Here is a 19,486-nt window from a genome sequence, read left to right on the forward strand (position 1 = left end):
GCAACGGCTGGGCCGCCGCCGCGTCGGCCGACGTGCTCGAACGGCTCCCCGAGGACCACCCGAAGCGCGACGACCTCCTCGACCTGTTCCGGTCGCACTGCGAGGCGCTGCTCCCGCTCCAAGACGGCAGCGGCTTCTGGCACAACCTCGTCGACGACCCGCACACGCCGCTGGAGTCGTCGGGGACGCTCATGTTCGCCTACGCCTTCGCCCGCGGCATCGACCTCGGTATCCTCGACGAGGAGACCTACCGCCAACCCGCCGAAGACGGACTCGCGGCCGTCTCCCGCGTCGTCGGCGACGAGGGCGCGGTCAACCGCGTCGCCGGGCCGCCGGGCGGTCCCGAAGCACCCCTGACGGACACGCCTTACGGGCAGGGATGGTTCCTGATGGCCGCGGCCGCGCTCGACTGAGACCTTCGACCTCGGCGTCCTTCTCGACTCGTTCCGAGCCGGCACCACAGTTATGCGCCCCGGCGCACAGTGACGAACGAACGCGAGCGACAGAAGACACTATGACCTACCACGCAGGCATCATCGGCACGGGCGGCATCGCAGGGATGGGCATCCTCGGCATGCACGACGAGGAAGCCATCGGCAGAGAGAAAATCGACGCGAGCCACGCGGGCGGCTACGCCGCGACCGACGACGTCGAACTCGTCGCCGTCGCCGACGTGGACGAGTCGAAACTGGACACCTTCGGCGAGGCGTGGGACATCCCAGCGGACCGCCGGTACGTCGGCCACGAGGCGATGCTCGAAGCCGAGGACCTCGATGCCGTGTCGGTCTGCACGCCGTCGTTCCTCCACCGCGACCACGTCGTCGACGCCGCGCGCTCCGCCGCCGGCCCCTCGGTCATCTGGTGCGAGAAGCCCATCGCGTCGTCCGTCAGCGACGCCGAGGAGATGGTCGCCGTCTGCGACGAGACCGACACGGAACTCGTCATCAACCACTCGTTCCGGTTCACGGACAAACTCCGCCGACTCCGCGACCTCGTCCGCGAGGAGGGCATCCTCGGCGACGTGAAGTCCGTGAGCGCGCAGTACCGGATGGAACTGATGCGGAACTCCACGCACGTCCTCGACACGCTCGTCTACCTCCTCGACGCGCGGGCGTCGCGGGTGAGCGGGCACATCACCGGCGAGAACGAGGCGCTCGACGCGCTGGACGCCACGGAGTCGGTCGTCGATGCCGGCGGCGGCGGGCACGTCGTCATGGACGACGGCACGTTCGTCACCGTGGACTGCACGATTCCGCGCGATATCTCGTCGATGACGCTGAGTTTCATCGGCACCGAGGGCAAACTCTACATGAACAACGACGACGGCGAGTGGCGCTACTGGTCGCTCGAAGACGGCGAGCACGTCGAGCGACCGCTCCCCGGCATCGAGGGCGCGTGGACGTGGGAGGACGACTACGAGGGGTCGTTCGCCAACGCGGCGGCCCACGTGCAGGACCTTCTCGACGGGCAGGTGGAGAACTACTCGCCCGGCGGCGCGGCCACTCGCTCACTCGAAATCATCGTCGGGTTCTACCTCTCGCACTACACCGACTCGACGGTCGATGTCCCGCTTCCGGGGCCGCTCCGCGAGGTGCCTATCACGTCGTGGTAGCCCGCGGGCGGTCGGTTCGTCGCTCATGACGGAAAGCCGTCCGGCATGGCCGGACGCTCGCTCACCGTCGGCGTTCACCGATAACGTCCCGAATATACGTGATTGACGCGCTGTCGGCACGGAGTAGCGTCGTTTCGTGACGCGTGCCCGCGGTCGCCTACGGCGTCACCGATTCGAGCCCGACCGCCGAGCGATTCCTTCGAGAATCCGGTCGGAATCACGTCCAAATTACACTTCTACGAGCGTAATGATTCGTGGGCGTACGACCCGCATTGCCGGCGGGAGTGCGCAACTAGCCCCGCGTTCTCGCCTCGACGGACGACCGCAACTGGTCGGTTCCGTCCCGAACGAACTTCCGATATCGCCGGACGGCCATCCGGCAGAGCCGGAGATTCGAGGCAGTCGGAGAATCGCCCCGATATTCGGGTTAAAGTGGCAAAAGACGGGGACCTACGGGGATTGATTCGATACGGATGGTGTTGATAAATTCGGTCGGCACGGCGTTTCGTCCGCCATGTCCGGACAATTCTCGTTTTTCGGGCGTCAGACCATCCGGTAGACTTCGTCCATCCAACTGTCGTCGGTCTCGACGGTGATGCCGCTCATGACCTCCGCCCAGTCGGCCTGCGCCTCGCTGTTGTCCATCACTTCTTGGATGGCCTCGGGGTCGTCGACTTCCATGAAGCCGAAGACGTGGCCGTCCTTCTCGAAGACGCTGTAGGTCTGCAGGCCGGCGTCAGAGTCCAAGTAGGCCGATTCGAGCGCCTCGGGGACGTTCTCGTGTTTCGTTCGGTACTCCTCTCGCTTGCCGTCTTCTATCTCTAGGTGGAACGCGATTCGCGCCATACGGCCTCCGATTCGGCGGCACCCGTCTTAGCTTTTCGGCGGGTAAGATTTAGTACGGGGACGCCCGTCGTCGATTGTAATGATAGATTCTCACACCCACGCGTGGGGTGCCGCGAGTCCGGACCATCCGTGGACCAACGGCCCCATCTTGGACCTCGTGGACAGCTTCGACGTACACACCGTCTACACCGCCGACCGCTTGCTCGCCGACATGGACCGAAACGGCGTGGACGAGGCGGTCGTCGTGGGCTATCCCATCTGCGACTGGACGGACAACTGGTACACCCGCCGGGTCGCCGCCGAGCACGACCGACTCCACGGCATCGTGATGCTCGACCCCTTCGCCGACGACGCCGTCGAGCGCCTCGACCGGTGCATGGAGACCGACGGCGTCCTCGGCTTCCGACTGGGCGCGGCCTGCCCGTACGACCGGATGTGGGAGACGTTCGACCCGAGCGTGACGTGGCTCAGAGAGAGCGTCGAGGAGACCGCCTTCTGGGAGGCCGCGGTCGAACACGACGCCACGGTCCAGATTCTCTGCGACCACGGGCAACTCGACCAGGCGCTCGAACTCGTCGAGACGTACCCCGACCTCACCTACCTGTTCGACCACTTCGCCCACGCGGGCCCGGACACGCCCACCGACGAGGGGACGTTCGGCCGCTTTGCCGACCTCGCGGAACACGACTCGGTCGCGGTGAAGGTCTCGGAAATCGTTCACATGTCCGACTCGGCGTTCCCCTACGCCGACATGCACGACCACGTCCGGTGGCTCCTCGACACCTTCGGGCGCGAGCGGGTCGTCTGGGGCTCGGACTTCCCCAACGTCAGCGACGTCGCCAGCTACGCCGAGGCGTGCAACTGGCTCAAACAGGTCGACTCGCTGTCGGCGGCCGACCGGTCGTGGCTGACCGGGAAGTCGTTCCGCCGGCACGTCGACCTCGGGTGAGCGTGACGGTCGCTCAAGCGCGCTCGCTCGGCTGCGTCATTCGCCACCCGTCGAGCTGTGACACGCGATTCTCACCGATATATTTATTATAATGAACCATAGTGGTTTGTAATGGCACATCATGACAGACAGTGGTTCACAGAACCGGCTCAGTAGGCGGCGGTACGTGACCGGGTTCGGAGCGGGTCTCACGGCGGCGTTGGCGGGTTGTATGGGTGGCGGAAACGACGGTGGCGGCGATTCCGACGGCGGTTCCGGGTCGCAGTCCCTCGACTTCTGGCTGTTCGGCGGCATTCCCGCAGAGCGGGAGTACATCAGCAATCACTACAGCGGCTACAGCGACCACGACATCACCTACCAGCACCAAGAGTGGGGACAGAAGTACCAGATTATCGCGTCCGCGGCGGCCAACAACAACCTCCCGGACGTGATGGCCGGCCAGACCCAGCAGATTCCGGACTACGTCGGCGCGAGCGCAATTCAGCCGCTCGACCAAGAGCAGTTCGCCGACCAGTTGGAGGAGATAAACAGCCGGTTCATTCAGGCGAACGTCGACACCCAGATTTACGACAGCCTCGGCGACACCGACGGGGAACGACAGTGGGGGCTCCCCGGCGGCTACGCCGACCTCGGTCCGTTCGTGGACATCCGAACCGACTACCTCGAACAGACGAGCTTCGACAGCCCGCCGCGCAACTGGGAGGAACTCATCCAACTCGGCGAGGAGATGCAGGAGTTAGACGAGGTGTCGGCGGCAATTACCGCGCCGGGAACCGACTTCGGCCTGACGACCGGGTACTTCATCGGCTTCGTCTACGCCAACGGCGGTCGGTACTTCGACCCCGAGACGCTGGAGGCGACGGTCGACCAACCCGGCTTCGTCGACGCCGTCAAGCTCTATCAGGACATCGCCGAGGCCGGGCTGTTCCCCGACTCGATGGCCGAGAACGACCACATCGGTGCGGGACGGCTCCTCCGCGAGGGCGAGTCCGGCATCTTCATCACGTACTCGCACGCCAACGCGGTCTACCAGACGACCGGCGCGCCGCAGGCGTGGCTGGACGGCGAGGGCCACACCGTCACCCGCGCGCCGCTTCCGGACAGCCCGTCGGGGAGCTTCGAACCCCGCGACCTGCTCTTGCAGAACGCGCAGGGCTTCATGCTCGGCAACGGCACCGACTCGGAGGCCGAACTGCAGGCCGCGTTCGACTTCACCGAGTGGTGGAACTCCGAAGAACAGCTCGCGCCGTGGACCTACGACGCCGAGAACGACGTGGGCATCCGCGGGCGCGTCCCGACGCTCAAGAGCGCCTTCGAGGACCCGAGTGACCTCTTCCGGAGCCAGTTCGGCGACCTCGTGACGCTGTACGAGAACGACGACCTGTTCACGCGCACCTCGCGGTTCCCGTCGTTCTCGGGCATCGCGTCGGTCCAGAGCATCATCAACACCGAGGTCATCCAGCCGGTCGTCCTCGGCAACGCGACGGCCGAAGAGGCCTGTAGCACCGCCAACGAATCGGTTCAGGAAGTCATCGACGAGGAGCTCGCCTGACGATGCGACTCGAACCGTCGCTCGAACGACGGCGGCCCAACGGCGGTGAGTTACGGCCATGAGTTACTCGAAGCAGGCGAGGGGCTCGTTCGAGAGCGTCTCCGAGCGGATTCCGGAGGGTGTCAAGGTGTACCTTCCGGTCCTGCCGGTGACGGCGCTCGTCGGACTGTTCATCCTCTACCCCATCGCGCAAGCCATCTATTCGAGCTTCTTCAACAAAGACCTGCTCGCGCCCAGCGAGGCCGAGTTCGTCGGACTGGCGAACTACGCCGAAATCTGGTCGAATCCGACTATCCATCAGGTCCTGTGGAACACGCTCATCTGGGTCGTCGTCGGCAGTTCCGCCGCTATCGTCCTCGGCTTCCTGATGGGCTGGCTCCTCCACGAGAAGCTCCCGTACACGAGCGTCGCGAGCGCAATCGTGCTCATCCCGTGGGTCCTCCCGCGGGTCGTCGGCGCGTCCATCTGGCAGTTCATGTTCGGCGGGTCGCAGGGCATCATCAACGAACTGCTCGTCCAGCTCGGCGTCATCGACGAGTACATCGTCATGCTCGGCTCGACGGAGCTCTCGTTGTGGCCCCCCATTATCGGGATGATTTGGCGGCTCGCACCGCTTTTCGCGCTGTTGACGCTCACGTCCTTGCAGGGCATCGACGAGCATCTCTACGAGGCCGCGCGCATGGACGGCGCGACACCGTGGGAGCAGTTCCGGTTCATCACCATCCCGATGATGCGGTACAACCTCGCCATCGGGTTCCTCCTGATGCTCATCTACAACATCAGGAACTTCTCGATGATTTGGGTGATGACGAAGGGCGGCCCCGGCGTCTCCAGCAGCACGCTCCCGGTCATGATTTACCGGACGGCGTTCGTCGACTTCGACGTGGGGCTGGCGTCGGCGCTGTCGCTCATCCTGTTCGTCGTCCTGCTCGTGTTCTCGTACTACTACATTCAGGTGTACGACCAAGTGCGGGGTGACGTCTGATGGCGGCGCAAGACCCCGACCCGGCCGCCGAGTTCCGGCGCAACGAGTCGTGGCTGTTCGACACCACGGCGGGCGCGTACGTCCGCAAGACGGCGGTTTCGCTCCTGACGCTCGTCGTCTTCGCGTTCGTCCTCTTCCCGCTGTACTGGATGGTCGTGACGGCGTTCAAGACCACCGCGGAGATTCAGCAGATTCCGCCGACGGTGTACCCGAACGACTTCTCGTTGGAGGGCTTCCGGCTCGTCGTCGAGTCGTCGATTCAGGCGGGCGGCTACACCTCGCTGTTCGCTAACCTGTTCGGCTGGCAGGCGTCGTCGGCCATCGACATCGACATCCTGTCGCTCGTGCTGAACAGCCTGAAAGTCGCCGTCGGCGCGGGCGCGATCGCGCTCGTCCTCGGGACGGCCGCGTCGTACGTGCTCTCGCGCCGCGACTTCGTCGGGAAGAACGCGCTCATGAGCATCTTCCTCGCGTCGCTGATGTTCCCGGGGACCGCCATCATGGTCCCCGAGTGGGAACTCGTCTCGGCGCTCGGCCTGTTCAACACGCACCTCGTGTTGATCTTCATCTACGGCGCGATGACCGCGCCGTTCGTCGTCTGGCTGATGAAGGGCTTTTTCGACGACTTCCCGGACTCGATTATCGAGGCCTCGCGCATCGACCAGTGTAGCTCGATAGAGACGTTCTGGTACGTCATCGTCCCGATGGCGCGGAACTCGCTCATCGCGTCGTTCATCTTCGCGTTCCTCCTCGCGTGGAACGAACTGGTGTTCGCGCTGACGCTCCTCGACAACTCGCGGTACACGGTTCCGCCGGGGCTCCTGACGTTCGTGCAGGGGTTCAACACCCAATGGAACGTCGTCGCCGCGGCCTCCATCATCATCTCGCTTCCCGTCCTGCTCGGACTGGCCTACATCCAGCGCTACTTCGTGCAGGGACTCACCGGCGGCGCGATTAAGGGATAACACCCTTCTCCCGCCGTCTCGACGTACCGAACGCCCCGGTCAACGTTTGCCGTCGGTCGCTAGGTTTAAGAGGTGCAACACGCTAATGATTTACAATGACACACCTCACAGTAGACGGTGTCACGAAGATTTTCGGCGACCCGGACAAAGACGGCGTCGTCGCAGTCGACGAACTCGACATTGACGTTGAAGACGGGGAGTTTCTCGTTTTGCTCGGTCCGAGCGGGTGCGGGAAGACGACGACGCTCCGGATGATCGGCGGACTGGAGACGCCGACCTCCGGTGAGATTCGCTTCGACGACGTCGTCGTCAACGACATCAAAGCCCGCAACCGCGACGTGGCGATGGTGTTCCAGGACTTCGCGCTCTACCCGCATATGACCGTCCGAGAGAACCTCGGGTTCGGCCTCAAGCGGGAGGACAACGGCATGTCGACGGCGGACGTCAACGAGCGGGTCGAGGAAGTGGCGACGATGCTCGAAATCGAACAGCTCCTGAACAACAAGCCCGCACAGCTTTCGGGCGGGCAGAAACAGCGCGTCGCGCTCGGCCGAGCTATCATCCGCGAGCCGCGGCTGTTCCTGTTCGACGAGCCGCTCGCGAACCTCGACGCGAAGCTCCGCAAGACGATGCGGACCGAAATCGACGAACTGCAGTCCGAGGTCGGAATCACCTCCGCGTACGTCACCCACAACCAGGAGGAGGCGATGACTATCGCCGACAAAATCGCCGTCCTCAACGACGGCGCGCTCCAGCAGTTGGGTCGCCCGGAGGAGGTGTTCAACGAGCCCGCGAACCTCTTCGTCGCGCAGTTCGTCGGCAGTCCGGACATGAACATCTACGACGGCGTCGTCGAGGAGGCCGCCGACGGCGTTCGCGTCGAACTCGACGGCGTGAGCTTCGAACTGCCGAGCGACGCCCTCGACGCGGAGGTGCCGCCCGGCGGCGTCAACGTCGGCTTCCGGCCGCAGGACTTCTACCAGACGGGGAAGCGGCGCGCCGACGGACTGACCTTCGACGTCGATATCCGCGTCATCGAGCCGGTCGGAACGAAAGCCATCGTTCACGGCGACGGCCCCATGGGCGACGTCACCGCCGAAATCGGCGAGTTCCACGGGCTGTCGGCCGGTGACACGCTGTCGCTTTCCATCGCGCCCGAACACGTCTACCTGTTCGACGCCGAGACGGAGGCGCTGCGCAAGGGCCGGCGTATCGAGAACCGGGCGTCCGTCCAATCGCAGTCCCAGTCGTCGGAGTCGGACGGCGTCGAAATATAACTCGGCGCGACTGCCGCCCAGCAAACGTCAGCGGGCGTGGTGTCTCGCGGCACGCAGAGCCGCGGCTTCAGCCGCGCTACGGCCGAAATTCCCCGCCCGCACCCAAACATATTAATCGGTGTGTTCACATGGTGTAACCGAGACGAACTCACACGGTTATTCGCAACTATGAAAGCCATTATTCAGACCGGGCCGCGCTCGGTAGAGACACAGGAGCGGGAGGTTCCCACTCCCAGTGCAGACGAACTACTCATCAAGGTCCACACCGCGGGACTCTGCGGCAGCGACGCCCACGCCTACAAGTACGACGGCGGCTACGAGTGGATTCCCATCCCGCGCGTCATGGGCCACGAGTACTCCGGGACGGTCGCCGAGGTCGGCGAGAACGTCGAGACGTTCGCGGTCGGCGACAAGGTCGTCGAGGAGCCGATTCACGACTGCGGGCACTGTTTCCAGTGTAAGAACGGTCAGCCCAACGTCTGCCAGAACTTCTCTATCACCGGCATGCACCGCGACGGCGCGTACACCGAGTACGTCACCGTCGCCCCCGAACACGTCCACGCCGTCCCCGAGGACGTGCCGCTCCGGCACGCGGCTATCACCGAACCGACGAGCATCGCCACGCGCGCGGTCCTCGACCAGTCGGTGACGACGCCGGGCGACAACGTCCTCGTCGAGGGGCCGGGCCCAATCGGCGTCCTCGTCGCCGCCGTCGCCGACTCTCTCGGCGCGAACGTCGTCGTCTCCGGGCTCGGTCAGGACGCGGCGTATCGCCTCCCGCTGCTCGAAGACCTCGGCATCGACACGGTGAACCTCCAGGAGGAAGGCGTCCTCGACGAGCGGGTGGATTCACAGACCGACGGCGTCGGATTCGACGTCGTCTTCGACGCGACGGGCCACCGAAGCGGCGTCGTCTCCGGGAACGACGTCGTCCGCAAGGGCGGCCAAATCGTCGTCGTCGGCATCCCGAACTCGCCGAGCGAACTCAGCCTCACCTCGACCGTTCGCGGCGAGGTCGACATCAACACCTCCTACGGCTCGACGTGGACGAACTTCGAACAGGCGCTTCGACTCATGGAGCGCGGCGAAATCGCGGTCGACAAGATTATCGACACCTCCTACGGCGTCGACGAACCGGCCGAGGCGTTCGAGGCGTTCCTCGACTCCGAGACCTGCAAGCCGGTCTTCCAGTTCGACGGCTGAGCGACCCCGCTTTCCGGCCGCGAACCGTCCGACGACAGAAACTATTTTACCCGTGCCGATTGGATGTGAGAACGTACCAAACAAATCATGGAGATTACAGACATCTCAGCGACGAAAATCAGCAACGAGTCGTGGGGCGAGTTCATCGAGTTCCCGCTCGTCACCATCATGTCGAAGTACGACGAGTACCGCAACGTCGACGGCGAGAACCCGCAGGCCCGCCGCAAGTGGATGGGGCCGGTGGGCGACGTGGTGGTCGAAGTCGAGACGGACGCGGGCATCACCGGTGTCGGCGTCGGTAACTGGGGCACCGGAGCCATCGCGACCGTCGTCGAGGAGACGCTCTCGAAAATCGTCGTCGGCGAAGACCCGGCACAGCGCGAGCTTCTCTGGGAACAGATGTACCGCGCCACGCTCCCGTTCGGCCGGAAGGGCGTCGCCATCATGGCCATCAGCGCGGTCGACCAGGCGCTGTGGGACATCGCCGGGAAGGAAGCCGGCAAGCCGGTGTACGAACTGCTCGGCGGCCCCACCAAAGACGAGATTCCCGCCTACGCGTCGAACCTCCACCCCGTCGACATGGAGAAGCTCGAACGCGAGGCCGTCCAGTACGTCGAGGAGGGCTTCGACGCGATGAAGCTCCGCTTCCTCCACGGCCCCGAGGACGGCCGCGCGGGCATGAAGAAAAACGAGGAAATCGTCGCGACGGTCCGCGACGCCGTCGGCGACGACATCGAAATCGCGGGCGACGCCTACATGGGCTGGTCGGTCAAGTACGCAAAGGAGATGACCAAACGCCTCGGCAAGTACGACATGGCGTGGGTCGAGGAGCCGGTCATCGCCGACGACATCTCCGGCTACGCCGAGGTTCGCGAGGCCGCGCCGATGCCGATTTCGGGCGGCGAACACGAGTTCACCCGCTGGGGCCACGAGGACCTCCTCGAAGAGGGCGCGGTCGACATCCTTCAGCCCGACGTGGGTCGCGTCGGCGGTATCACGGAGCTCCAGAAGGTCGCCGACATGGCCGAAGTCCACGACGTGCCCGTCATCCCGCACGCCGGCACGAATCCGACGCTCCACGCCATCGCCGGGCACACGAACATGCCGATGGCGGAGTACTTCCCGACCCCCGAGTGGTTCGAGGAGCGACAGGAGAAACGCGAGTCGACCTACGCCGACGCCATCTTCCAGAACCCGCCGTCGCCCGAAAACGGGTCGATTCCGCTCCCCGACGAACCCGGCGTCAGCACGCAACTGAACCGCGAGGCGCTCGAACACTTCGCCATCGAGTGACGATGTCTGACATCAGCTTCGAGTACAACGTCCCCGTCTTCGCCGGCGCGCCCGACGAGGGGTCCGAGCCGACGCACCGCGACACGCCGCAGTACGAGGCGCTCGACTGGGAGGCGACCAAGATGGGCGTCCAGAAGGCGGAGGAACTCGGCTTCGACGCGGCGTGGGCACCCGACCACCTGCTGTTGGGCCGCGACCACGCCGAGTACGAGTGCTGGACGCTGCTGTCGGCCATCGCCGGCTTCACGGAGGACATCAACCTCGGCTCGCTCGTCCTCTGTAACGACTACCGCAACCCGGCGCTCGTCGCAAGATGGCCGCGACGCTCGACGTGATTTCCGACGGGCGACTGGAACTCGGTCTCGGCGCGGGCTGGCACGAGCCGGAGTACGACGCCTACGGCTGGGAGTACCGCGACGGCTTCGAGCGCCTGATGCGGCTCGACGAGTCCATCCGTCTCATGAAGCGCATGTGGGCCGCCGGGACCGACGGCGCGAGCTTCGACGGGAAGCACTACCAAATCGAGGACGCCTACTGCGTTCCGGGTCCCGTACAGGACCCCCATCCGCCCATCCTCGTCGGCGGACAGGGCGAGGAGGTCACGCTCAAACTCGTCGCCAAGCACGCCGACGTGTGGAACACCGACGTGTTCAACGGCGACGTGGAGACGCTCGAACACAAAATCGGCGTCATCGAAGACCACTGCGAGACCGTCGGCCGCGACCCCGACGACATCGAGTACTCGTGGGACGGCCACGTCATCTGCACCCGCGACGAGGAGAAGTTCGACCGCCTGCTCGACCTGATGACGCCCATCCAGTTCGAAGCGGAGTATCAGGACCAAGCGCCCATCGTGACGGAGGAAGACGCCCGCGAGTACTTCATCATGGGGACGCCCGAGGAGTGCGCGGAGGCCATCGAGCGCCGCATCGACGCGGGCGTGACGAAGTTCCAAGGCTGGTTCATCGACTTCCCCGACACCGACGGGATGGAACTGTTCGCGGACGAAGTCATCCCGCAGTTTAGCTGAGGCACCCTGCGGGTCGACCGCGCCGCGGTCGGTCCGCTTTTTCGTTCTGGATTTCACTCGTTGATTCGTTTTTCACGTTGTTTGGTTATCACCGCATAGACCCCGTGAGCGCCATCACTTCGCCATTTCAGACGCGCTGGAACACGTTCTTCGACGCTGGTTCACTTCCGGCCATAGCGGAAAGACCTTTGAAGGATGGAGTTTCATAACTAACTATGACGTCAGACGTTCCGGTCAACGCGGTCAAAATCTCGCTCGAACTCGTCGACCTCTTGCGGGAACTCGACGGGGCGGGCGTTTCGGAGGTAGCCAAGCGACTGGACAAGCCCACCAGCACGATTCACGACCACCTGCGGACGCTGGAGCAACAGGAGTACCTCGTCAAGGAGGACGACACCTACTACGTCAGCACTCGCTTTCTCCAACTGGGTGCGCACGCGCGGTCGCGACAGAAGGTGTTCCAAATCGCCCGTCCCGAGATAAACGAACTCGCGCAGGTGACCGGCGAGCACGCGAACCTGATGATAGAGGAACACGGCGTCGGCGTCTTCCTGTACCGCTCGCGGGGTCCCGACGCCGTCAGGCTGGACACCCACGCAGGGATGCGCGTCCCGCTACAGACGACCGCGCTCGGGAAGTCCATCATGGCGAACCGGCCGCGAGAGGAGGTCGAACGAATCCTCGACCGCCACGGCTTGGAGGCGGTGACGGACCGGTCTATCACCGACCGCGAGGAGCTGTTCGACGTGCTGGAGCAGGTCCGCGAGCGCGGCTACTCGTACGACGACGAAGAACGAGTCAAGGGAATGCGCTGTGTGGCCGCGCCGATACTCAACGAGGACGACTACGCCATCGCCGCCGTGAGCGTCTCGGGGCCGAAAAGCCGGATGCGAGAGGAGCGGTTCACCGAGGAACTGCCGAACCAGATTCTCAAGAGCGCGAACGTCATCGAGGTGAACCTGACGTACTCGTAGTCGGCGGGCCGCGGGCCTATCCCCGCTGTCGCAATGCTGCGTAGAGCGCAACAGTTACGTATCACGGTGTGGCAGAGTGTAACGATGCAACTCGTTCGATACACCGCGGGCGGTGCCCCCGAATGGGGCGTCCGCCGCGACGACGACGTCGTCCCGCTTTCCGGCCTCCGCGAAGACGTCACCGTCCAGAACCTGAACAGCCCCGGCTTCCTCACCGTCGTCGAGGACGCCGCGGACGCCGCCGAGGACCAGTCGGTCCCCGTCGAGGACGTGAAGCTCCTCGCGCCCGTCCCGCGCCCCGGAAAAATCGTCTGCGTCGGGCTCAACTACCACGACCACGCCGAAGAACAGGACGAAGAAGTCCCCGAGCGCCCGCTCCTGTTCGGTAAGGCCGGCACGTCCGTCACGAACCCCGGCGACCCCATCGTCCACCCGGCGGCCATCGACGAGGTCGACTACGAGGTCGAACTCGGCGTCGTCATCGGGCAGACGGCCAAGAACGTGGACGCCGAGGACGCCTTCGACTACGTCGCGGGCTACACCGCCATCAACGACGTGAGCGGCCGCGACGCCCAGTTCGACGACGGCCAGTTCTTCCGCGGCAAGAGCTACGACACGTTCGCCCCGATGGGGCCGACGTTCGTCCCCGAGGGCGACGTCGACCCGCACGACCTCGACGTGGCCTGTCGCGTCAACGGCGAGACGAAACAGGAGTCCAACACCTCCGAGTTCATCTTCGGCGTCGACGAGGTCGTCGAGTACATAAGCGGCATCACGACGCTCCGACCGGGAGACGTCATCTCCACCGGCACGCCCGGCGGCGTCGGCATCTTCCGCGACCCGCCGGAACTGCTCGAACCGGGCGACAGCGTCGACGTGGAAATCGAGGGCATCGGCACGCTCACCAACCCGGTCGTCGCCGAGCGCGACGAGTAACCGGCCGCCGCACAGCGCAATTATTTATACGATATCCCGGTACTACCGACTATGAGCACGCACACAGACACCCGACTGAGAGACAAGCATATCGTCGTCACCGGCGGCGCGCGCGGCATCGGCCGCGGTATCGCGGTCCGCTGCGCCCGTGCCGGAGCCGACGTATCGATTTTCGACACGAAACCCGAGGTGGCCGCCGAGACCGCCGAACTCGTCCGCGAGGAGGGCGGTGAGGCCGCGGTGTACGAGGTCGACGTGACGGACACCGCGGGCGTCGAAACCGCCGTCGACGCCGCCATCGAGGCGCTCGGTGACATCCACGGTCTCGTGAACAACGCGGGCGTCCAGCAGGCCGTCCCGCTCCTCGAAACGACCGAAGACGACTGGGACCTCCACTTCGAGGTGAACGCCAAGGGGACGTTCCTCGTCTCCAAGGCCGTCGCCGCCCGGATGGTCGACCGAGACGTCGAGGGGAGCATCGTCAACATCTCGTCGGTCGGCGCGGAGCGACCGTTCGCCGGACAGGGCGCGTACGGCGCGTCCAAGGCGGCAGTCCTCGCCTTCACGACCGTGCTGGCGAAGGAACTGAGCGACCACGGCATCACCGTCAACGCGCTCAAACCGGGTACCGTCGAGACGCCGATGGTCGAGACGTGGCTCGACGAGCACGCCGAGCAGTCCGGTAAGTCGTCGGACGAAATCCTCGCGGAGACGCTCGACGCGCACATCCTCGACCGAATCGGCCAGCCCGAAGAAGTCGGCCACGTCGCGGTTCTCCTGCTCTCCGAGGAGGGCGACTGGATAACCGGCGAGTCCATCGCCGTCGACGGCGGTTACCTCAAACACTGACTTCGACGAGGAGGCGCCCGGTGACTCGCCCGCATAGGTCCGCGCGATATTTGTGGGTTCCGATCGTCTCCCCGTGAGCGAACCCGTCTTTTCGAACTGGTCCCTATCGCCCGAGTCGTCCGTCCCCCGCGCTCTTCGCGTCGATGCACGGTCGCCTCCGCCGGTCCGGCATCGTCGGATATAGATTACGTCAATGTTCGGTGACGGTCGCCCCGGAGGCGTGCCACGACGCGCGCCGCAGAGGGGAGCCAACCAGTCTGAGACGTCCGCCTCGCGCGTTCCTCTCGTTCGGAGGCGAGGTCCGGCTTCCGCCCGTGTGACCGCGGTTGCCAACTACACAACTGTTATATTGACGTGTCTCGTGGTAACATGTGGTCAGATCGGTCTGATCACGTGCGACCAGTATCCCGTGCGTCCAGCACGATAGCCATCAGTACGACAACCATCACGTACGCTCGGTGGCCGCCACGGAGTACACCTGCCAATCGGTACTCGCGGATATGCAGTGCGGCCGCCACCCGAGCACGACGTCCCATTGATACTCCATTTTTTGATGACCAACGTCCGGGTACGGCCGAGTCCGACTCGTCGGTCTGAGGGACACCGGTCCGCGCCACCGGCTCTTCGTTCGCGCTCTCGGTCCGGCACTGCCGGATACGTCCCCTTCGATTCAGTCCGTGGGCGCACCGCTCGGGCCGTCGAACCGGGCTCGAACCTGAAGATATTTTACGCTACCGTGTGAAATCCGGGTAATGGGTACCGATCAAAGCACGAACCGTCGCCTGAGTAAGGTAGAGCGGGTCATCGAGACGTACGACTTAGACGGGTTCGGCGAGCAACTCGCCGAGCGGTGGACGGCCCCCGAGGACAGCGATAGCCTCCGGGACCTCGCGGATCTGATGAACGAACGGGTGCTCGACGCCGCGCTGCGCGAGGCGGGCGAGGACGTTCTCGAAGGCGAGGTGGAGAACCTCTATACGCTTCTCACCGGCGACGAGACCACGGAGGGGATGCGCGTTCAGGCGAAGAACACGCTCCAGTCCCGCGGCGTCGACGTCGACCAACTGCTCTCGGACTTCGTCTCTCATCAGGCGGTCTACACCTATCTGACGGAGATTCGGGGCGTCTCGAAAGAGTCCTCGTCCGGAAACAGAATCGACAACGTCGTCGAGTCCATCCAGCGACTCCGCGGTCGACTGGTCGCGGTCATCGAACAGAGCCTGAGCTCGCTCCGCAACACGAGCAAACTCCGGCTCGGAGACTTCGACGTCCTCGTCGATACGCAGGTGTACTGCCGAGACTGCGGGACGCAGTACGAAGTCGTCGAACTGCTTCGGCGCGGCGGGTGCGACTGCGACGAAAGCACGTCGAACTAAACGATTACATACTTAGCTCTGTCACATTCCGCTCGATTCAACGGGTGATTTTATATTGATGTACCTATAGCATCAAGGTATGAGCTCAGAACAAGTGTCAAGATCCAAAGTCCACCTTTCGGTCGAGAACATCGGTGGCATTGACAACCTGTCAACGTCGTTCGAGCCGGGTGTGACGGTGTTGGCGGGTCGGAACGCCACGAACCGAACGTCGCTCTTGCGGTCCATCATGGCCGCACACGGGAGCGACGACGTCGCGCTCAAAGGCGACGCAGACGAGGGGTCGGTCGAACTCACGATCGGCGACGAGACGTACACCCGGACGTTCGAGCGACAGGGCGACGCGGTCATCTCCGGTGGGAACCCGGTCCTCGACGACCCGGACCTCGCTGACCTGTTTGCGTTCCTGCTCGAAACGAACGACGCCCGGCAGGCGGTCGCCCGCGGCGACGACCTCCGCGACCTCATCATGCGCCCGGTCGACGTCGAGTCGATAAACGAGCAGATCGAGTCGCTCCAGCAGGAGAAACGCGACATCGCCGACGAGCTCTCGACGCTCAGCAACCTCTCCGACCGCCTGCCGCAGCTCGAACGCCGGCGGACGAAGCTCGAAGACCAGATCGAGGAGAAAGAAGAGGAGCTCGCCGAGAAAGAAAAGGAGGTCGAGGAGTACGACGCCAGCGTGAGCGAGCGTCAGGAAGTCGAGAGCGAACTCGAATCCAAGCTCGGCGACCTCCGGAGCAAGCGCCGCGACATCAACGACGTCGACCGCCGCATCGAGACGGAGAAACAGAGCCTCGATGCGCTCGAATCCGAGGAAGACGAACTTTCGGACGACGCCGAGGACCTCCCCGAGGTCGTCGGCGGCAAGATCGACGAAATCGACTCCGAGATCAGCCGGCTCCGGACGCGCCGACAGGAGATTCAGTCGACCGTCAACGAGCTTCAGTCCGTGATTCAGTTCAACGAGGAGATGCTCTCTGGAACCTCCTCGGACGTCGTCGACGCGCTCCGAGACGCCGACGACTCCGGCGGGAGCGTCACCGACCAACTGCTCGGCGACGACCAGGTCGTCTGCTGGACGTGCGGCTCCGAGGTCGACAAGTCCGAAATCGAAGGGACGATCGAACGTCTCCGGACGCTCCGCGAGGAGAAACTCGAAGACAACCGCGAACACCGCGAACAGCTCTCCGAACTCGAAGACGAGAAGTCCACCTACGAGCGCCGCCAGCGCGAGCGCGACCGCATCGAGCGCCGCCTGTCTGAAATCGAAAGCGAGCGCGAGACTCGCCAGGAGCGCATCGAGGAGCTCAAGTCCGACCGCTCGGACCTCGAAGCCGAAATCGAGTCGCTCGAACAGACGGTCGACGAACTCGAAAGCGAGGAACACGGCGACCTGCTCGACCTCCACCGCGAGGCGAACCAGCTCGAATACGACCTCGGACGCCTCCGCAGCGACCTCGAAGACGTCGAAGACGAAATCGACGACATCGAGCGCAAACTCGACGAGCGCGACGAACTCGAAGCGGCCCGCGAGGACATCGAAGACGAACTCGAAGAGCTCCGGACGCGTATCAAGCGCCTCGAATCCGAGGCCGTCGAGGAGTTCAACACCCACATGGACGACGTGCTCGACGTGCTCGAATACGACAACCTCGAACGCATCTGGATCGAGCGCACCGAAAAGCGGGTTCGGGAGGGCCGAAGGAAGGTCACGAAGTCCGTCTTCGACCTCCACGTCATCCGGACGAACGAAGACGGCGTGAGCTACGAGGACTCCGTGGCGCACCTCTCGGAGTCCGAGCGCGAGGTGACCGGCCTCGTGTTCGCGCTCGCGGGCTACCTCATCCACGACGTCTACGAGACGGTGCCGTTCATGGTCCTCGACTCGCTTGAGGCCATCGACTCGAACCGCATCTCGCGGCTCGTGGACTACTTCGCCGACTACGCCGACTACCTCGTCGTCGCCCTCCTCGAAGAGGACGCGCAGGCCGTCGACAGCGCGTACCCGCGCTACTCGCCGGCGTAACGAGGTCGTTCTCGTTTTCTGTTTTTTCGCCCCCGAACTGTGCCGCGTCTCGGCCGGAGTGGTCCGTTTCGAGTTACACTAATAGCGATGTAACGTTGACCGGAGAACTGCGAGGACGACTGCGGCGCGTTCAGGAGAGCGCGATGCTCAGTTCGAGTTCCTCGGCGATGCCGAGGAGGACCTCGGTGAGACGGTCGAACTGCTCGCCTTTCATTCGGTTTGAGGGGCCGGCGACGCTCAGCGCGCCGAACACGTCGCCGTCCGGTCCCATGACGGGAGCGCCAACCGCGCGGACGCCGCTAATCTGCTCTTCGACGTTCAGCGCGTAGCCGCGCTCTCTGATCTCGTCGAGTTCGTCGAACAGCGCCTCCTCGTCGTGAATCGTCTGTTCGGTCTCCTTCGGGAGGCCGATCCGGTCGATGATTTCTCGGACCCGCTCTCGCGGCATATTGGCGAGAATGGCCTTCCCGCTCGCCGTCGAGTGGAGATAGACGCGCTTTCCCACCGTCGACTGCGTCCAGACGCCGTGTTTTCCGGGTGCGGTGTGGACGTACACGCCCCGCCCGTGCTCCTCGACGGTGAAAATCGAGCGCCGTTCCGACTCCTCGGAGAGGACGTTGGTGTAGTGTTCGGCCTTCCCGAATTTTCGTTTCCGCGTCCGGACGAAGTTTCCGAGACCGAGGAAGCGAAGCCCGAGATGGTACGTATCGCCCTCTTTAACCACGTATTCCTGCGCTTCGAGGGTCGTCACGTGGGTGTGTGCGGTGCTCGGCGCGATGTCGAGTTCGCGGGCGATTGCGGTCACGCCGGCCCCGTCGCGTTCCCTGAGCAATTCGACGATTCTGAGGGTCGTGACCGTCGTTTTGAGCGAGCGGTCGTTCGGGGTTTCGGTCATTACCTGCGGGTCGTCACCATTGCACATAGTCGTTTCGGCTCTCCCGAATACCAGTTGTTCGATGGCGAATGCGGGCCACGCTGTCGCCGAAACGAATCGTTTGTGAACGATACGCACGCTCTGTGGCCGGACCAGGGTGCGACGCCCCGGCCCAGAGACGGCGAGGTCGGCGACCGAAATCGGCAGAGAGCGGTACGGACGCATCCGAAAGGCGGGGGGTACGCCGCTCGCACGATTTCGGCGTCTCCCGGTGTTCGCATTCGTTCCTCGTGAATGGTCTCTTCTGTGGGCTAATCGGAGCCCGAACGTCCACCGGTCCGGAAGTGTTATTATCGTTTCTTCAGTCCTATCGCACGAGACGCAATGAACCACAACGAGACGTTCGAGGCGGTCGAGTCGCTGGAGGCGGAACTCGTCTCGCTCACCGAGTCGCTCTGGGAGACGCCCGAACTCGGGCTTCACGAGACCGAATCCGCCGAGTTGCTTTCGTCGGTCCTCCGCGACGCGGGATTCGACATCACCGAGGGCATCGGCGGGATGCCGACGGCGTTCAGCGCGACCTACGGCGAGGGCGACCCGCACGTCGGCATCCTCGGGGAGTACGACGCCCTGCCCGGGCTGTCCCAGACGGTGTCGTCGAGCAGGGAACCCATCGAAGTCGGCGCGCCGGGCCACGGCTGCGGACACAACCTGTTCGGCGTCGCCGGCGTCGGGG

At 64.4% G+C, this 19,486-nt stretch carries 17 protein-coding genes and 2 pseudogenes; 16 read left to right on the top strand and 3 right to left on the bottom strand.

Annotated elements, in window-relative coordinates; genetic code table 11:
• Together ATB1_RS16915 and ATB1_RS16920 are read left to right on the top strand one after the other, a co-directional pair.
• On the top strand, window positions 1-413 hold a 413-nt coding region (locus ATB1_RS16915), incomplete at its 5' end, for a glycoside hydrolase family 88 protein (protein WP_042665823.1).
• Window positions 414-514: 101 nt separating this feature from the next.
• A complete protein-coding gene (locus ATB1_RS16920; protein ID WP_042665824.1) occupies window positions 515-1,612 on the top strand; it encodes a Gfo/Idh/MocA family protein in 1,098 nt (365 codons plus the stop codon).
• A 543-nt stretch (window positions 1,613-2,155) separates the two neighbouring features.
• Here ATB1_RS16920 and ATB1_RS16925 read toward each other — a convergent pair.
• Complete coding sequence (locus tag ATB1_RS16925) at window positions 2,156-2,458, bottom strand: L-rhamnose mutarotase (RefSeq protein ID WP_042665825.1); 303 nt, start codon at window positions 2,456-2,458, stop codon at window positions 2,156-2,158.
• 79 nt (window positions 2,459-2,537) lie between these two features.
• Here ATB1_RS16925 and rhcC point away from each other — a divergent pair, with 79 nt between their 5' ends.
• The 11 genes and pseudogenes from rhcC to rhcB all read left to right on the top strand — a co-directional run bounded on the left by rhcC (window position 2,538) and on the right by rhcB (window position 14,471).
• The gene (rhcC, locus tag ATB1_RS16930) at window positions 2,538-3,407 is read left to right on the top strand and encodes an L-rhamnono-1,4-lactonase (RefSeq protein ID WP_042665826.1); all 870 of its coding nucleotides are present in this window, start codon (window positions 2,538-2,540) and stop codon (window positions 3,405-3,407) included.
• Between the two features lie 211 nt (window positions 3,408-3,618).
• On the top strand, window positions 3,619-4,959 hold the full coding sequence (locus tag ATB1_RS16935) for an ABC transporter substrate-binding protein (RefSeq protein WP_042665827.1): 1,341 nt from the start codon (window positions 3,619-3,621) through the stop codon (window positions 4,957-4,959).
• Window positions 4,960-5,017: 58 nt separating this feature from the next.
• On the top strand, window positions 5,018-5,944 hold the full coding sequence (locus ATB1_RS16940; RefSeq protein ID WP_042665828.1) for a carbohydrate ABC transporter permease: 927 nt from the start codon (window positions 5,018-5,020) through the stop codon (window positions 5,942-5,944).
• Entirely contained in the window at window positions 5,944-6,909 is a 966-nt protein-coding gene (locus tag ATB1_RS16945; protein WP_042665829.1) for a carbohydrate ABC transporter permease, read from the top strand. The genes ATB1_RS16940 and ATB1_RS16945 overlap by 1 nt, the downstream gene beginning before the upstream one ends.
• Window positions 6,910-7,004: 95 nt before the next feature.
• Entirely contained in the window at window positions 7,005-8,186 is a 1,182-nt protein-coding gene (locus tag ATB1_RS16950) for an ABC transporter ATP-binding protein (RefSeq protein ID WP_042665830.1), read from the top strand.
• A gap of 168 nt (window positions 8,187-8,354) precedes the next feature.
• Window positions 8,355-9,389 carry a 2-keto-3-deoxy-L-rhamnonate dehydrogenase gene (gene rhcE, locus ATB1_RS16955; protein WP_042665831.1) on the top strand — a complete coding sequence of 345 codons (1,035 nt, stop codon included), beginning with the start codon at window positions 8,355-8,357 and terminating at the stop codon, window positions 9,387-9,389.
• An 87-nt stretch (window positions 9,390-9,476) separates the two neighbouring features.
• Window positions 9,477-10,682, top strand: a complete 1,206-nt coding sequence (rhcD, locus tag ATB1_RS16960; protein ID WP_042665832.1) for an L-rhamnonate dehydratase — start codon at window positions 9,477-9,479, stop codon at window positions 10,680-10,682.
• 2 nt (window positions 10,683-10,684) lie between these two features.
• Window positions 10,685-11,712, top strand: a pseudogene (locus tag ATB1_RS16965) (LLM class flavin-dependent oxidoreductase).
• 215 nt (window positions 11,713-11,927) lie between these two features.
• Complete coding sequence (locus tag ATB1_RS16970; protein ID WP_042665833.1) at window positions 11,928-12,686, top strand: IclR family transcriptional regulator; 759 nt, start codon at window positions 11,928-11,930, stop codon at window positions 12,684-12,686.
• Between the two features lie 84 nt (window positions 12,687-12,770).
• On the top strand, window positions 12,771-13,622 hold the full coding sequence (gene rhcF, locus ATB1_RS16975) for a 2,4-diketo-3-deoxy-L-rhamnonate hydrolase (protein WP_042665834.1): 852 nt from the start codon (window positions 12,771-12,773) through the stop codon (window positions 13,620-13,622).
• 51 nt (window positions 13,623-13,673) lie between these two features.
• The gene (gene rhcB / locus ATB1_RS16980; protein WP_052368094.1) at window positions 13,674-14,471 is read left to right on the top strand and encodes an L-rhamnose 1-dehydrogenase; all 798 of its coding nucleotides are present in this window, start codon (window positions 13,674-13,676) and stop codon (window positions 14,469-14,471) included.
• A 389-nt stretch (window positions 14,472-14,860) separates the two neighbouring features.
• On the opposite strand, the gene ATB1_RS22675 is transcribed toward rhcB, so the two are convergent.
• Window positions 14,861-15,007, bottom strand: coding sequence for a hypothetical protein (locus tag ATB1_RS22675; RefSeq protein WP_206742065.1), 147 nt, complete (start codon window positions 15,005-15,007; stop codon window positions 14,861-14,863).
• Window positions 15,008-15,223: 216 nt separating this feature from the next.
• Between ATB1_RS22675 and rdfA the strand changes: the two genes are divergently transcribed.
• Together rdfA and ATB1_RS16990 are read left to right on the top strand one after the other, a co-directional pair.
• Entirely contained in the window at window positions 15,224-15,847 is a 624-nt protein-coding gene (gene rdfA, locus ATB1_RS16985) for a rod-determining factor RdfA (RefSeq protein WP_042665835.1), read from the top strand.
• A 79-nt stretch (window positions 15,848-15,926) separates the two neighbouring features.
• The gene (locus ATB1_RS16990; protein WP_042665836.1) at window positions 15,927-17,876 is read left to right on the top strand and encodes an archaea-specific SMC-related protein; all 1,950 of its coding nucleotides are present in this window, start codon (window positions 15,927-15,929) and stop codon (window positions 17,874-17,876) included.
• Between the two features lie 130 nt (window positions 17,877-18,006).
• Here ATB1_RS16990 and ATB1_RS16995 read toward each other — a convergent pair whose 3' ends face one another.
• Window positions 18,007-18,771 (bottom strand): IclR family transcriptional regulator, encoded by a 765-nt coding sequence (locus ATB1_RS16995; protein ID WP_042665839.1) that lies wholly within the window; start codon window positions 18,769-18,771, stop codon window positions 18,007-18,009.
• A 363-nt stretch (window positions 18,772-19,134) separates the two neighbouring features.
• Between ATB1_RS16995 and ATB1_RS17000 the strand changes: the two are divergent.
• Window positions 19,135-19,486, top strand: a pseudogene (locus ATB1_RS17000) (amidohydrolase); the annotation flags it as partial.

The sequence above is a fragment of the Haloferax sp. ATB1 genome (assembly GCF_000730175.1).